Source organism: Paenibacillus sp. FSL H8-0315 (assembly GCF_038005365.1).
Classification (GTDB): Bacteria; Bacillota; Bacilli; order Paenibacillales; family Paenibacillaceae; genus Paenibacillus_AQ; species Paenibacillus_AQ odorifer.
In genome coordinates this window covers 4,586,443-4,602,116 of the sequence record NZ_JBBOTA010000001.1, presented here as the reverse complement: position 1 = coordinate 4,602,116, position 15,674 = coordinate 4,586,443, and the positions used below count along the sequence as shown (strand labels likewise).

Sequence of the window (15,674 nt, the reverse complement as noted above, 5' to 3'; positions counted from 1 at the left end):
TCCAAATCAACCAAAAAAAACAATATAGAATATATACTCGTGCCTACCAGAGTTGCACAAAAAAAAACCGTACCTCCGCTGACCCGGGTATACCGGAATAGCAGTGTACGGCTTGTATTTTTAAATGTGGAGGTTCTAATTAAAACTACGGTTGGACACCCAAGAACCCTGCAATTTACGCAGCATAATAATTTGTCCAGTATGGTAAGAATCGTGTAGGATAAGGCTCATTACTTCTTCCCCTGGCGCATGACCCGAACCGCCCCAATCATACGCGCCTTCTTCCAACGCTTCAATGATTTCTCTAAGAGCAGCATGCACGTCCTTCAGGTCTGCAACGGCTTTCGCCCATGCTTCTTCTCCTTCAGCTGTTACAGTAAAGGTATCATCGTTGCTTTCAGCATCGGGTTGTTTGGGCAACCCCTTTAGCTTTCGCAGCAAACGCACCTTATAATAAGTTAGATGGTTAACCGTTTCCCAGATAGAATTGGCCGCCCCACCCTCTGGCTTCCAGAGAGCCTGTTTGCTATCCACACCTTCCAGCGCATCGCTAAGCGGCGGAGCCCAATCCTCGATATCCATGCAATAATCCCAATTTTGGAGCAAGACCTCACTGATTTTATTTTGCATGTTCAACCTCCTAAAAATTTGTGTAAGCATAAACTTCATGGTGTAGCTTCAAAAAGAACTACTTCAAAGCGAACTAATATGTAACTACTTAAACCATAATATAGTGGTTACAAAAGAAATGTAGCATATTTCCAGATTGTATTCAAGTAACTAGCTAAACTTATTTTTAACTGTTACAATGATTTGTAATGAGCGTTGAATCGGAAAGGATGAACAGACCGTGTTGTGGGAGGATTTCATTAACAGCTACTGGCGGGATTGGCGAACAGGAGATAAGAATAAAGATCGGGACAGGCTCGATGAAGAAGAATGGGTTTTTAAATGGCTGAAGGAGTATTCTCTTTTAGAAACACAGATGCCGAACACGATAGAAATGGCGCAGCTTAAAAAGCTTCGCTCACTACTATGGAACTGGGTACAGGCTATTGTGCAAGGAAACTCGGTGTATGGAGAAATGCTTGAACAGCTCAATATCTATTTGGACAAGGGTCCTGTTACACGGCGAATTGTATGGAAAAGCGAGGAGCAAGCGGAAATAAAGCTGTTGCCACTCCATAGCGGTTGGGAACAGGTGATGGCGGAGATTGCGGCGTCTTTTGCCGAGGCATTGCTTGAAAAAGAACCCACCAGATTCCGCATCTGCGAGAATCCCGATTGCCTCTGGGTCTATTACGATGATACACGCAACCGTTCCAAGCGATACTGCGATGACAAAGCTTGTGGCAACCTTATGAAGGTGCGGCGCTTCCGGGCGCGGAAGAAGGCTGAGTCTGAGAGGGAATAGGCGGTTGTAGCAACGATACTCCGGTTTGCGGTGGCTTGCTACGGCAGATTATGGGCAAGTGGAAAAAGGCTGGCAGAGCTTTATGAACTCGTAAAATAACTGCATTTCATACACTTATTCCGCATCCAAAGGGGATCATCAGGACTTTAATTGTATTCTGTACACTTAAAAACTATAAAATGTGCCCATAGAGTAATAAATCACAAAAATAGATGTACGAAATACAGTTATATCCTTTGGCGGGTTATTTGCAGGATTATAGTTGTACAAAATACAGTTAAAAGCTTCTGCACATCGCTCTCCTTGGCTCTTAATCCCCAACAACCCCAATATCCCTCCACCCGATCATGATCTCTTCAACAATCTCATTCCCAAGCTTCACTTCTTTTGTCGCAACAGATTGCCCACGCACTTTGTGGTAGAAATGAATCGCGGGATTTCCTGTTACCACCCAAGTCATGAATGAGCTATAATTTTTCTCCAATAAATTCTGTGCTACGCTTCTTATGAGTTGCCTTCCAAGACCCCTTCCTTGCTGTTCCTTAAGCAAATAGAGTGCATATAGCTCCGCATCATAGAGATCTGAGAGATCTGACCCTCTTCGCGCTCCTCCATTTGCAAAACCAATAATCATCCCAGCCCCATCTTCAGCCACATACATAACCTCGTCTTTATTGGGGTTTTCAAAATTCCGAATCCAGAGCTTTCTTCTTGCTTCCACGGTGATTTTATCGAGAAACTCGTCCGAAATTAGCCCTCTGTACGTGGTTTTCCAACTCGCAGCGTGGACAACAGCGATCCCGTCTATATCACTAGCTGTTGCTTCTCTAATCTTCAATTTATTTCCCCCTCAGATTTCCGATAAAAGCTTCAGCTAGTCCAAGATTGACAGTACTTGCTTATGAATAGTAACTATTTAAGGATTCTCTAAAGACATTAATGGGCTCTTTATAATCAATAGGTTTATATATAATAGTGTTCAACCACTTATTCCTCTCAAGCAAGCTGCTGAAATCACTTTGAGCTACCGAATTGTATAGTGTTATTTCATTCATTGTTCCAAGTACACTTTTATTATTTGTACGGGATATAGTGATTTCTCCGGCCTCTAATAAATACTGATTTATGAGCTGCTTCTTAAAACCCTCCTGCAATAAATACTCCTTAAGTTCTATTCTGAACTTTTCAACCAATTTATCAGCTTGACCACTTCTTATTCCATCCAATAATATACATAACCGGCTTGCATCATGTACAAATAAAATATGTTTTTTTCTGAGCTGCATAATATTCACATGCCAACTAAAAAAGGAGGAGATGTCTTCTACTTCTACTGGAGCTACTTTCATATCTTTTAATAATTTCTGAGTATATCTTAGTACTAACATCGCTGACACGCTCCTTTGTCTTCACCCTGCCTATTAGTCTCAATAGTCCTTCTACCTCAATTTACCCTTGCAGTGCCTTTCGCACGCTTAATATATATTTCGCCTGATCAAGTGGGTTCACGCCCCGGCGGGTGCGCTCAGCAGATACGTCTGGTGGACATTCTTCATAGCCGGCAAAAAAAGAAGTAAACGTGCTGCGCCCCTTCGTGTAGGAGCTTAAGCTGACAGGATAATCGAGTGACGTTGCCAGCGGCAGACGTCCTTCGATAATCATCCGTTCGCCTTGCAGCACGGGAGGCTCGAACGTGCCGCGCATCTGCACGAGGTCGTTCATCACCCGGCCGCCATTCTCCTCAGGAACCACGATGCGAACCTGCAGAATCGGCTCCAGAAGCTTAGTGCCTACCCGAGCGAGTCCGTCCATAATTCCCATCGGAGTCGCCACAGCAAAATCCAGCGGATGGGTATGCCATACATGATGCTGTCCCTCGGTCAAGGTCACTTTAAGGTCGGTAACCTCCCAGCCATACAAACCCTGCTGCAAGGCTTCCGGTACACGACGTGCGGTTTCGCTCTGGTATTGCGGCAGCAGATCGGAACTCCGCACTATCGAATCATAGACTAAACCACTGCCCGGAGGTCCAGGCTCAATCTGAAACCGCAAAATCGCCCAGCACGGTTTCGGCATCGTGTAAGCGATAAAACCTTCGCCGGCACGGGCTGGCGTTTCTTTATATATGACAGAAGGCTGACCGAAAGTAACCTTCAGCGCATATCGCTCCTCCAGAACACTGTTCAGAATCTCCAGCTGAATCGGTCCCATTACTTTGATATGCAGCTCCCGCTCATCCTGCAGCCACTGTGCATCCAAAAGCGGATCTTCATCCGCCAGCTCCTGCAGCGCCCCGATAACCTTATGGTCATCCATATCTGGCTCCCAGAATACACGCACCGTTAGCAGCGGCACAGCCAGCTTCGCCTCCTCCGGAATGGCCCCCGGATGGCCGAGCACATCTCCGATGCGCACCCCGGAAAGACCATAGATAACAGCAATATCTCCCGCTTCAAGCGCTCCAACATCCTCGGTCCGACCACCTTCGACCTTGCGGATCTGGGTCACTTTCCCCTGAATATCCTGCGTATAATTCAACAGCGTATCGCGGTTACGGATCGTCCCTTCATAAAGGCGGACAAACGCCATCCGTCCCATACTTTTATCACGTTGAATATTGTATACGATGCCTGACACCGGACCCTCCACATTCCCACCAGCGCGCGGAAAATACTCAACCATCGCATCCAGCAAGGCAGTAATCCCAAGCCCCTTGGCGGCGACGCCATAAACCATCGGAAAAAAGCGACCTGATGAGGAGGCTGTTTTCATATATTTTTTCCATTCAGCCAAATCAATCGGACTACCTGACATATACTTCTCCAACAGCTCTTCGTCCCGTTCAGCTAAAGCCTCTAATAATTCTGTTCGCTTGTTAGCATCAGCTTCATTCTCCCATAAATCTCTTGCTCCTATGTACTCCTTCTCTTTGCCGATGGGTTGCTGAACTGGAATAATATCACTAGACAAATAATTCCGCGCCTCTGCCAGCACAGCTTCAGGGTCAGCACCTACACGATCCATTTTGTTCACAAAAATAAGTGTGGGGATTCCCAGCTTGCGCAGCGCGTTCCAGATCATCTCGCTTTGGGCCTGCACACCCTCCACGGCTGAAAGAACAAGCACCGCACAATCCATCACCCGCAAAGACCGCTCAACTTCGGACAGAAAATCGACGTGCCCCGGGGTATCGACCAGATTAATCTGCACACCTTTCCAAGCAAAAGAAGCCAATGCCGCCCGTACGGATATCCCCCGCTGCCGCTCCACATCCATAGAATCCGTCAATGCCGTCCCCGTATCTACGCTGCCAAGCGCTCGAATGCGACCGCTTTCATACAAAATATGCTCCGTTGTTGTTGTCTTCCCGGCGTCCACATGGGCAAATATCCCCACATTAATCCGTTCTGCTCCCTGCTGCTGAATCATCTATAGTTCCCCTATCATGAGCTAGATTTATCTAAATTTATCTGAATTTATATTATTTACATCCTTATGTTCCATAGTAATATATCCATCCACGTTGTTCCACCCTCCAGTTCAAATGGTTAGATTCAGCTATGCCGGGTATGTAATTACTAATATTAAGAAATTTAATGCCGAGGAGGAAATTCATCATGACAGATAAACGTTTACAGGATAAAGTTGCAGTGGTTACAGGTGCTGGTTCCGGTATTGGAAAAGCTACAGCGATACGGTTTGCCCAACAGGGAGCTAAGGTATATATGCTTGACCGCACTCCCGAGGATTCCTATGAAACTAAACGTGAGATTGAATCTATTGGCGGTACAGCAACAGTAATTGAATGCGATGTCTCCAATCCAGGTCTGGTCGAAGAAAGTATTCGTAAGGTTGGGGAGGCGGCCCAGAAGATTGATATTATTTTTGCCAATGCTGGCATTAATGGTACATGGTCTCCCATCGAAACACTAGAAATCGAAGATTGGGACCAGACACTGAATACCAACCTACGCAGCACCTTTGCCACAGTAAAATACGCCATCCCCCACATGAAAGAAAATGGTGGCAGCATCATTATCACCAGCTCCATTAACGGCAACCGAGTATTCTCGAACATTGGCGCTTCCGCTTACTCATCTTCCAAGGCAGGACAAGTTGCTTTTATGAAAATGGCTGCACTAGAGCTGGCGCAATACGGCATCCGTGTAAATGCCATCTGTCCTGGATCAATCGATACACAAATTGGAGATAATACGTATAAAAGCGATGATCTTCAAGAAGTGAAGATTCCTGTGGAGTTTCCGGAAGGTAATCATCCGCTGGAAAATGCACCGGGTAAGCCTGAGCAGGTTGCCAATCTGGTATTATTTCTCGCATCGGATGAATCTTTTCATGTGACGGGAACTGAAATTTATGTAGATGGTGCCGAATCGCTACTGCGTGGATAATATTTTACTTGAACCGTTATAATATTTTAAATTCTATGCAACATTTTGGTCTAATCTACCATCTAAGAGTATGGAGGTGACGCAAATGAAAAAACCATTATTCATAAATAACGCTAAAAAAATGACTATAGCCTGCGGCATTTTGGCAGCGAGTGTGTCTTTTGGGGCATCCGCTTTTGCTTTTTCAGATTTGAAAGGTGATCCTGCGGAAGCAAAAATCAACTCTTTGCATAAAGAGGGGATTATAAACGGAGTTGACAAAGATAAGTTTGCTCCTAAATCTAAAGTAAGCTTTGCGCAAGGGATACAATTCATCGTTGGGGGTCTGAATCTGACTCCGCAACCAGCGGCAGGTAGTAGTTCTTCCAAAGCCAGTGATTATTTTGATAAAGTGAACGACAAGGCCTGGTATGCTTCGGCTTTCCTGACTGCCAAGGAAAATGGTCTTTCACTCGACCGTACAGTGGATCCTAATGGAACTATCACCCGTGCTCAGTTCGCGCACTTATTGACGCAAGCGTTGCAAAGTAAAGGTAACTTCCCTGTTACGCTGATGTATGTAGACATTAAGGATGGCGATAAACTCTCTACAGAGGTTATAAATAGTCTCCAGATCCTGCTGAATACACATATTGCCACACTCGATAAGAACGGTAGTTTCCGGCCGAATGATGCTATTACCCGCTCTGAAGCAGCCGCTCTGATCTATGATGCAGCCGCTTTTGCTAAACGTGTAATTGTATCTAATGGCAGTCCCACTACTCCAACCTACGAAACAGAGGTTACGTTGACCAAAGCGGGTGAAGGCGTAAATAAAGCCACCCTTACCGTTAATAATCTACCTAACCCCGGGTATGGGCTGGTGATTGAGCGAATCGAATTTGGTAAAGACAATACGGCTGTAATTTACTTTAACGTGACTGCTCCTGAACCAGGGAAAATGTACGCGCAGGTGATCACAAAAGCATCTGTTGCCACTTATCTGCCAGATGGATACAAAGCTATCGCTCAACCTGTAACTGGCTCCGCCTCTTATTCGTCTAGCGCGGCACAATAATATAAATTGAACTTGAGGGTTTTAGAGTTAAGAGTCAGTCGCAGCTGCGGTGAATATTTGGATTTCCAGCTACCGTTTATGACGGCTGAGATACGGAGAAGCTTATGCTTACGAAGATGGCTTTCCCATGGAAATCTTAGCAGCGGTTGCTATCGCTCCTACAGTCCCAAAGTTCCCCTTCGCCTCTCTTCCCTTTCCTCAGGTATCTAAGTTCATTTTTATAAACAAATAAGGGATGCCTCAAAAGCCATCATATGGCTACTGAAGCATCCCTTGTTGTTCCTTCCCCCTTTATCCCAACTCCAAACTCCGAATGATAAGGTAACGGATGCAGCCGCTATCGAACTACATAATTGCTATTGTCTTAAAAAACATCCAATATGGGCCTATTTCTAACGACTAGCTGCACTGGGCCCGAACTGTGCTCCAATCGCAATAAATTTGCAAATAACGTCGCTGGGTTCGCAAGCTAACTCAGGCTCAGAAATGCTGATTACTTGGCAGTGATTATCAGACTTCGAGCGATTAAGTCATATTCGTGTGCATGAAGCTACTTGACGGGGATGAACATCAGACTTCGAGCGATTAGATCATATTTGTGTGCATGAAGCTACTTGATGGGGATGAACATCAAACTTCGAGCGATTAGGTCATTTTTGTGTGCATGAAGCTACTTGACGGGGATGAACATCAAACTTCCAGGGATTAGATCATTTTTGCACGGACGCAGCTGCTATCGGACCCAGATGACCTTATTCGCAGAAAAATGCCAATTTCACGATACTATCGGACTCCACCGTCGCTATTGGCACAAAAAGCACCATAGATATGCCTTTTTCTAATGAATAGCTGCACTGGAGTCCGAAACTATGCCCTAATCGCTAAAAACACGCGAATAGCGTCATCTGGGTCCGTAATACTCAGCGTATATCAATGGATATGAAAATCCGCTGAAGCAGGTAGCCAAAAACAAAATACAAGTCAGCGATGCTCCAATGTTTGCGGTATGCGAACGTAGCAGATGGTGTGCAACCGCTAGGTGCAACAGTTAGGTGTGCAACAGTTAGGTGTGTAGCAGTTAGGTGTGCAGCAGTTAGGTGTGCAACAACTAGGTTGCAACAACTAGGTGTGCATCAGAAGGATTTGCAGCGGATGGGGTTGCAGTAGCTATCGGACCCAGATGACCTTATTCGCAGTATAATCGCACATTTGGACTACTAAAGGACTCCATCGTCGCTATCGGCACAAAAAGCACCATAAATGTGCCTTTTTGTAATGAATAGCTGCACTGGAGTCCGAAACTGTGCTCTTATCGCTAAAAACACGCGAATAGCGTCATCTAGGTCCGTAAGGCTCAGCGTATATCAATGGATGTGAATAATCCGTTGAAGCAGGTAGTCAAAAACAAAATACAGGTCAGCGATGCTCCAATGTTTGCGGTATGCGAACGTAGCAGATGGGTGTGCAGCAGTTAGGTGCAGCAACTAGGTGTGCAACAGATGGGTTTGCAGCGGATGGGTATGCAGTAGCTATCGGACCCAGATGACCTTATTCGCAGTATAATCGCACATTTGGACTACTAAAGGACTCCATCGTCGCTATCGGCACAAAAAGCACCATAAATGTGCCTTTTTGTAATGAATAGCTGCACTGGAGTCCGAAACTGTGCTCTTATCGCTAAAAACACGCGAATAGCGTCATCTGGGTCCGTAAGGCTCAGCGTATATCAATGGATGTGAATAATCCGTTGAAGCAGGCAAACAGCGTCCATAATAGCGTCATCTGGGTCCGTAAGCTAAGGCGTCCATTGATCATGAATAATGCCGACTAATGCATGGTCTTCTCCGATCTTCTCAAAAACTAGACGCAGGCTGCGCCAATCCATACCCTCGACAGAAGGATCGATACCAGCAATATGATATTCAACGAAATCATATTGCTCCTTAGGATACACTTCGTTTAAGTTGTTGATCGTCGCCCCTTGCCCAAGCCCCTTGTTCACAGCAATTTCGGCCTTCTGAATGAAGTCCGCATCGTAGACAAACCTCTTGTAGTAATCTGCGAATGTCGGCTCGATTAAATCACCGGAGCCAGCAAAGGTTCGCCAGACTCTTTTGGTGGAATCATTCATTAATCCTTCTACTTCCTCCTGGGTGAATACAAGATCATTTTTTGTATCCACGTATGCATATGGAGAGAAACGTAGCCCTTTCTCCCGATGTACCCATGCCGCTAATTGCTTCATGTCCTTATTCTTAATGGAGTTCATTACCGTAGACGCCGCTTCCTCAACTAATGGCGGCAATCCCTCTAGATCCTGCGGCTGCTCCGTACTTGATGTCCCCGCCTCCTGTGGTGATTCCGTAGTAGCCGCTGACTGTGCAGTTGATGTCTGCTCTGGCGTCTGCATTTGTGACTGCTCTGGCTTCTGCTTTTCCGTCTGCTCTTGTGTCTGCACTGGCGTCTGCTTCGGCTCCCTTCCCGCTTCTGGCGTTCCGCTACATGCTGTAAGCCATAACATAGCTGCTATGAGCGCCAGCCCACCGATGTTTTTTGCGAAATACATGAGATCCCCCCTCAGCTTTGATCCTTCACTCTTTAGACTGATTTGAACAAATGAAGGTTGCAAGCTTATACTAAAACTATCAATCATACAACTCTTATGAGAGGGCGGGGTTACCATTCATTTAACAGAAAAACTTAAAAGCCTTCCCCTAACTCCCGGCGTTTATCTCATGAAGGATAATCTCGGTCATATTATATATGTTGGCAAGGCAAAACAGTTAAAACGGAGAGTCCAATCCTATTTTCAAAACTCAAAGTCTCATTCCCCAAAGGTTAAGCAGCTTGTAAGAAATATTAAAGATCTGGAAATCATCCTTACGGATACCGAATTTGAAGCCTTTATGCTGGAATGCAAATTAATTAAAGAGATCAAACCCATGTACAATAAAAAAATGAAAAACCCGCAGGCTTATACCTATATCGTAATAGGAGCGGATGAAAAAATACGTTCGTTAGAGATTACCTATGATCCTGCGGTCAAAGAAGGCACTCAGATTTTGGGTCCCTATACAAGCAGAAGCACGGTGGAACGGGCAGTGCAAGGCATTAAAGAAAGCTCAAAAATCCTTTGCAGTAACCCTAGCTTTAAAAATTCCCTATGCCTAAACCACTCGCTTGGCCTATGCATAGGGATGTGTGCAGGCGGAGATGCCGCTGTTCAATATAATAAAATTATTGATCGGGTCATTGGCTTACTAAACGGCTCAGATTCCAGTATCCTCGAGGAAATGGAGCAACGGATGGCAGTGGCCGCGGAGCACTATGACTTCGAAACCGCCGCCAAATACAGAGATTATATTGGAGCTGTCAGCTTCCTGATTCACAAAGAGAAGGTCATCGAATTCGCTCAAGAGAATCAGAATATTGCTGTTCTTGAGGCCATGAATGAACAGACGCTTAAACTCATTCTGCTCAAGGGCAACCGTATCCTGTCCCATACCAAGCTACAATATGATCAACCGGATATCACCCACCTGCAAGCGGCAATAAAGTCAGCGATTATGACCACTTTTCACAGTGAACCCAATCAGACCCCGGCAGCGATCGGCCGCCATGAAATTGACGAAGCACAAATAATATACAGCTATTTAAAAAGCAGCTCCTGCAGCTATATCATCATTCAAGAGGATTGGCTTGCAGCTGAGCAACGTTCCAATATGGAGGCTTCGGTAAATGAGCTGTTGCAGATTTTTTTAAATGCGGTTCCTTCTCATTCCTATAATTAAAAAGATTACGTAACTGCGGTAAATGTTTGGACTTCCGGCTGATTATAGTAAACGGCGGCCTGCCTTTGCAGGCTGCGTTTTTCGGTTTTGCTTCTTCAACAATCTTTTATAGCGTTTCTGAGTGTAAAGCACCTCACCCGCCTCCATTACCGTTTCCTTCGCCTCATTAACAACCAGCTTAGTTTCCTCCACACATTCCTTCATACGATTGATCTCCGATTTGAATCCCTCAGATCTGTCCTTCGCCTGCTCCAACGTGATCTGAATGTTTCCCTTCATCTCATCTATAGGTTCTTTCAACCCCTCTACTGATTGCTTAACTCCGTCAAGGGATTGCTTCAGGCCATTCACACTATTTTTTAATTCTTTCAATGGATTTCCCACATCTATCTCCTCCTAGTAATAAGCCATTAGTTCAACTGTTACTCTAAACTTACCCAAAGAGTGCACGTCCTTCACTTCTATAATGACAAAAAGGGTTCCAGCTGAAAATAATCAACAAGAAGCCAGTCCCCAATAATGGAGACTGGCTTCTTGTTGTCGTTCTTTGAGGATCACTGCGATCTGTCTACTTTACGCTTCCCGCCTCAACACGCGGCGGACGCATCGTCAAGCTGACCCGGCCCTTCTTCAGGTCAACCCCCATCACCCAGACGGTAACATTGTCTCCTACGGAGACAACGTCCATCGGGTGCTTTACAAAGCTGCCGCTGAGCTGGGAAATATGCACCAGCCCATCGTTTTTGATGCCGATATCGACGAATGCGCCGAAATCGATAACATTGCGGACGGTTCCCTGCATTTCCATGCCAGGAACCAGGTCCTCGATCTTCAGCACATCAGTGCGGAAGATCGGCAACGGCAGCTCCTCGCGCGGATCGCGGCCCGGACGCTGCAAGCTCTCCAGGATGTCGCGCAGCGTAGGTACGCCGACATCCAGCTTCACAGCCAGCTCCTCGGCATTTTGCACCTCAAGCTGTGAGGCCACTTCTTTGCTGCCAAGCTTATTCACATCGAGGCTTAGCTCACGGAACAAACGATCCACCACCGGATAGGACTCGGGGTGAATAGGCGTGCGGTCCAAGGTGTTGTCTCCACCCGGAATCCGCAGGAAGCCGATACATTGCTCATAGGACTTGGCACCTAGACGAGGTACCTTTTGCAGCTGCTTCCGAGTCGTGAACTTGCCGTTCTCTTCCCGGAATTTAACGATATTCTTAGCAATTGTTCCATTAACCCCTGCTACATAAGAGAGCAAGGCAGGAGATGCCGTGTTCACATCCACGCCAACATGGTTTACCGCTGATTCCACGACGGCTTTAAGACTCTCCTCCAGATGCTTTTGGGAGACGTCATGCTGGTACTGTCCCACACCAATAGCTTTCGGATCGATTTTCACCAGCTCCGCCAGCGGGTCTTGCACACGACGGGCGATAGAAGCCGCGCTGCGCTCCGCTACATCCAGATCCGGGAATTCCTCCTGCGCCAGCTTGGAAGCCGAATAGACACTCGCTCCCGCTTCATTAACGATCAGGTACGCCAACTCTGGATTGCCAATCTCGGCAATCACTTCTGCTGTAAACTGCTCCGTTTCACGCGAGCCTGTACCATTGCCGATTACGATGAGCTGAATGCCGTACTTAGCAATCAACTCTTTGAACTTAGCAGCAGCTTCGAGCTTCTTGTTGTTCGGCGGCGTCGGATAGGTCACAGCTACCTCTAGCAGCTTACCTGTATCGTCTACAACAGCCAGCTTACAGCCAGTACGGTATGCAGGGTCAACACCCAGCACACAACGTCCCTTTACTGGCGGTTGCAGCAGCAGGCTACGTAGATTGCCAGAGAAGATCGAAATCGCCTGGTTCTCCCCACGTTCGGTCATCTCTCCACGAACTTCACGCTCTACAGAAGGAGCAATCAAACGTTTGTAGGCATCCTCAGTCACTGCTTCCAGCAGTTCCTTCACCGGGGATGGCCCTTTAATGATCTTCCGTGCGATATAGGCATGAATTTTATCAGTGACGACCTCAATGCCTACCTTTAATATATTTTCACGCTCACCACGGTTAATTGCTAGGATGCGGTGAGGTGGCATTTTGTGTACAGGTTCACGGTAACTATAGTAATTTTCGTATACAGATTCTTGTTCTGCATCCTTTGCTTCAGACACAAGAATACCTTGACTTGCTGTATACTGGCGAACCCAAGAGCGGATCGCAGGATCATCTGCTATGTTCTCGGCAATGATATCCAGTGCGCCTTGCAGCGCTTGGTCTGCGCTCTCTACTCCCTTTTCCACATCAATATATTTCGATGCTTCAGTCTGTGGATCCCCTTGTCTTTGCTGCTCCAAGATCCAGTTAGCAAGCGGCTCAAGTCCTTTTTCCTTCGCAACACTAGCCCGCGTCTTACGCTTTTGCTTGAAGGGACGATACAAGTCCTCTACTTCCTGAAGCTTGACCGCATTGATAATTTGCTCATGAAGCTCCTTGGTCAGCTTGCCCTGCTCCTCAATATTGCGTATAACGTCTTTTTTACGTTCGCCTAGATTGCGAAGATAACCCAGCCGTTCTTCAATATCACGAAGCGCATTCTCGTCCAGCTCACCCGTCATTTCCTTCCGATATCTGGCGATGAACGGAATTGTATTTCCCTCATCCAGCAGTCCTACCGTAGTGCGTACCTGTTTCAGACTAATGTTCAATTCCTTGGCAATCGCTACGGTTATCAATTCCTGCTCCCGCTGTGCGTTTGCCTCATCCGTAATGACTTCCGTATTGCTGTTATCTACCGCCATTAGTATCCCTCTTCCCGTACACAATCTGCTTATACATATCTTGATCTCATAATTAAAATAGTATCACAGATTCGGCTCTGCACCAAAGACCAGCCCGAATAGCGCGCTTTGTACTGAACCGCTGTGCGATAAAGCGAGGCATGGTAGAGTGGTCAGAGCCCGGATTCGGCGATTACGCCCGCTGTCCCATTCCCCGTTTTCCGGAACTCAGTGACAATACAAAACACAAAGCCAGAACGAGCGCGGCTGCCCCATATGGGAAGTTAATACTAAGATCAAACAAATACCCTGCGACGATAGGCCCAGCAATATTTCCGAGACTTGTATAAGCTGAGTTCATTCCCGCTACGAAACCTTGCTGCGATTCTCCGGCCATCTTGGAAAGCTGTGTGCCTACTGCTGGACGCAGAATATCCATTGCAAAGAACACAATAAAGGTAACCGTAATAATCGCCCAAAAGCCGCTTACAAACAAGGTCAGCAGAATAAACAATGATGAGACTATAAGACAAGTGGAGATCACCTTGTTCTCCCCGAATTTATTCAAGATCCAGCCAAACGCGGACACCTGCACCACCGCACCTGCAATAGAACCAAAGGTAATTACAAAAGCGATATCCTTAGGTGTAAGGCCAAATTTATGGTCCACGAACAATCCGAACACCGTTTCATAATTAGCCAGCCCAAAAGCCATAACAAATACAATAATTAAGCCGAAAAAATACGGTTCGCGATAAGAACGCATCAGCTGCGTCAAGAAGCTTTCCTGATTATTTTTTGATAACGTCGCTTCCTTACGTTTCTCTTCAGATAGAGACTCAGGCAAAATTAAAACTGTAATTAGAGCTGCAACTCCAGCTGCCCCAGCTGCACAGAAAAAGGGTACCCGCATTCCAAGCTCAGCAAGATAACCGCCAATCCCAGGACCAATAATAAAGCCGGTGGTAATGGCTGCATTAATTAGCCCCATTCCTTTAGCTCTCTCTTCAAAAGAAGTCGTGTCCGCTACATAAGCCATAACTGCCGGCATAATTAAAGCAGCTCCTGCACCACCAAGCAATCTCGAAACGAACAAGAGCCAGGGTACATTGGCCAGACCAAAAATCAGCTCCGATATCGCAAACACGATCAAACCTGCTACAATCACCTTTTTTCTACCGATTCTGTCGGATAATCTGCCGGCAAATGGCGATATTAATAATTGGGCAAGCGAGAAGGAGGCGACCAAGAGACCGACAGTACTTCCGCTGATCCCAAGCTCATTCATGTAGGTTGGCATTATTGGGACTACTAGCCCAATTCCAGTAAAAGCCAGAAAAATATTAAGCATAACAAGCAGCATAGCGCCTCTGTTTCTAAGTAACAATGACATTGTATTAACCCTCCGTGTGTTTAAAGCCAAAACTTCGAATATTATGCATGTTAAGACCGACCATCCGGTCTAAATAATAGTAAAAAAATAACCCTTCCTATTCCGGTGCCTTTGAGAAGCTTCAGCCTTCATGTTCCTGAATGTAAAGCTTCTTTTCATGCCCCTCGTTATCTTACCCCGTACGGATCCCTTGTAATAATAAATTTACTGCTTCCCGGTAATATTTTTTTATATCCTCCTGGGTCTTCTCATGAATCGAGAATTCAGAAACTCTTCCAATCCCTTCAAGCATGCCACTCACGATGATTACATAGTTCTCTAAGTCGCCTTTTACCAAATATCCCGTTTCAATACCTTCCTTCAAAAGATCACGACAAGCATGTGAGGCTGCTTCATAAAGAAGTGAAAGCCGCTTGCTAATCTCTTCCGGGTGGCATCTGCTTCTGGAGAATTCCTCGAGCGCATGAATCAATGGATTCTGAAAATCATTTGCGTAGTGTTCGGCTAACGCATAAAATCGTTCTTCGATCCCTACAATTTCCTGTTTCTTATCATCCCACGCTTGCAGCCACTCTAACGTATCCACTTCCACTACAAATAGAAAAAGCTCATCCTTGCTCGGAAAATGGTGATACAGACTGCCTTTACTGACATTCGAGGCTACACAAACTTCATTCATAGTTACGGCAGCATAACCCTTTTGTACAAACAGCTGCGTGGCCTTGCGCACAATTCTTTTTTTAGTTTCTTCTCCGTCTGAGCGTCCTTTGATTCTAAGCACCTCCTAAACCGACCGTACGGTCTAATAATATCAGATCATTTTCAAAAAGTGAA

The 15,674-nt window shown here is 46.0% G+C and carries 13 protein-coding genes; 4 read left to right on the top strand and 9 right to left on the bottom strand.

All coding sequences use genetic code 11. From position 1 onward, the window contains the following. Positions 1 to 135: 135 nt before the first annotated feature. A complete protein-coding gene (locus MHB56_RS19965; protein WP_036686798.1) occupies positions 136 to 630 on the bottom strand; it encodes a DinB family protein in 495 nt (164 codons plus the stop codon). 220 nt (positions 631 to 850) lie between these two features. On the opposite strand from MHB56_RS19965, the gene MHB56_RS19960 reads away from it, so the two are divergent. After that, positions 851 to 1,414 carry a CGNR zinc finger domain-containing protein gene (locus tag MHB56_RS19960; protein ID WP_341143913.1) on the top strand — a complete coding sequence of 188 codons (564 nt, stop codon included), beginning with the start codon at positions 851 to 853 and terminating at the stop codon, positions 1,412 to 1,414. Positions 1,415 to 1,724: 310 nt separating this feature from the next. Here the strand turns inward: MHB56_RS19960 and MHB56_RS19955 are convergent, their stop codons facing one another. The 3 genes from MHB56_RS19955 to MHB56_RS19945 form a co-directional block, all read right to left on the bottom strand. After that, a complete protein-coding gene (locus MHB56_RS19955) occupies positions 1,725 to 2,252 on the bottom strand; it encodes a GNAT family N-acetyltransferase (protein WP_341143912.1) in 528 nt (175 codons plus the stop codon). A gap of 61 nt (positions 2,253 to 2,313) precedes the next feature. Further along, positions 2,314 to 2,802 carry a DUF6933 domain-containing protein gene (locus MHB56_RS19950; protein ID WP_036686793.1) on the bottom strand — a complete coding sequence of 163 codons (489 nt, stop codon included), beginning with the start codon at positions 2,800 to 2,802 and terminating at the stop codon, positions 2,314 to 2,316. A 61-nt stretch (positions 2,803 to 2,863) separates the two neighbouring features. Beyond that, positions 2,864 to 4,843, bottom strand: a complete 1,980-nt coding sequence (locus MHB56_RS19945) for a GTP-binding protein (RefSeq protein WP_076129526.1) — start codon at positions 4,841 to 4,843, stop codon at positions 2,864 to 2,866. Between the two features lie 188 nt (positions 4,844 to 5,031). On the opposite strand from MHB56_RS19945, the gene MHB56_RS19940 reads away from it, so the two are divergent. Both MHB56_RS19940 and MHB56_RS19935 read left to right on the top strand, forming a co-directional pair. Then, positions 5,032 to 5,823, top strand: coding sequence for an SDR family oxidoreductase (locus tag MHB56_RS19940; protein ID WP_076220605.1), 792 nt, complete (start codon positions 5,032 to 5,034; stop codon positions 5,821 to 5,823). 85 nt (positions 5,824 to 5,908) lie between these two features. Further along, entirely contained in the window at positions 5,909 to 6,880 is a 972-nt protein-coding gene (locus MHB56_RS19935) for an S-layer homology domain-containing protein (RefSeq protein WP_341143911.1), read from the top strand. Positions 6,881 to 8,675: 1,795 nt separating this feature from the next. On the opposite strand, the gene MHB56_RS19930 is transcribed toward MHB56_RS19935, so the two are convergent. Further along, entirely contained in the window at positions 8,676 to 9,446 is a 771-nt protein-coding gene (locus MHB56_RS19930) for a hypothetical protein (RefSeq protein ID WP_341143910.1), read from the bottom strand. Positions 9,447 to 9,615: 169 nt separating this feature from the next. On the opposite strand from MHB56_RS19930, the gene MHB56_RS19925 reads away from it, so the two are divergent. Continuing rightward, positions 9,616 to 10,671: a GIY-YIG nuclease family protein gene (locus MHB56_RS19925; protein ID WP_341143909.1), complete on the top strand. Its 1,056-nt coding sequence runs from the start codon at positions 9,616 to 9,618 to the stop codon at positions 10,669 to 10,671. Between the two features lie 42 nt (positions 10,672 to 10,713). Here MHB56_RS19925 and MHB56_RS19920 read toward each other — a convergent pair whose 3' ends face one another. The 4 genes from MHB56_RS19920 to MHB56_RS19905 all read right to left on the bottom strand — a co-directional run bounded on the left by MHB56_RS19920 (position 10,714) and on the right by MHB56_RS19905 (position 15,621). After that, positions 10,714 to 11,055: a hypothetical protein gene (locus tag MHB56_RS19920; protein ID WP_340012013.1), complete on the bottom strand. Its 342-nt coding sequence runs from the start codon at positions 11,053 to 11,055 to the stop codon at positions 10,714 to 10,716. A gap of 184 nt (positions 11,056 to 11,239) precedes the next feature. Next, a complete protein-coding gene (locus MHB56_RS19915) occupies positions 11,240 to 13,468 on the bottom strand; it encodes a Tex family protein (protein ID WP_076129532.1) in 2,229 nt (742 codons plus the stop codon). A gap of 172 nt (positions 13,469 to 13,640) precedes the next feature. Continuing rightward, a complete protein-coding gene (locus MHB56_RS19910) occupies positions 13,641 to 14,840 on the bottom strand; it encodes an MFS transporter (protein WP_341143908.1) in 1,200 nt (399 codons plus the stop codon). A gap of 172 nt (positions 14,841 to 15,012) precedes the next feature. Continuing rightward, on the bottom strand, positions 15,013 to 15,621 hold the full coding sequence (locus tag MHB56_RS19905; RefSeq protein WP_081383506.1) for a TetR/AcrR family transcriptional regulator: 609 nt from the start codon (positions 15,619 to 15,621) through the stop codon (positions 15,013 to 15,015). Between the last annotated feature and the right edge of the window lie 53 nt (positions 15,622 to 15,674).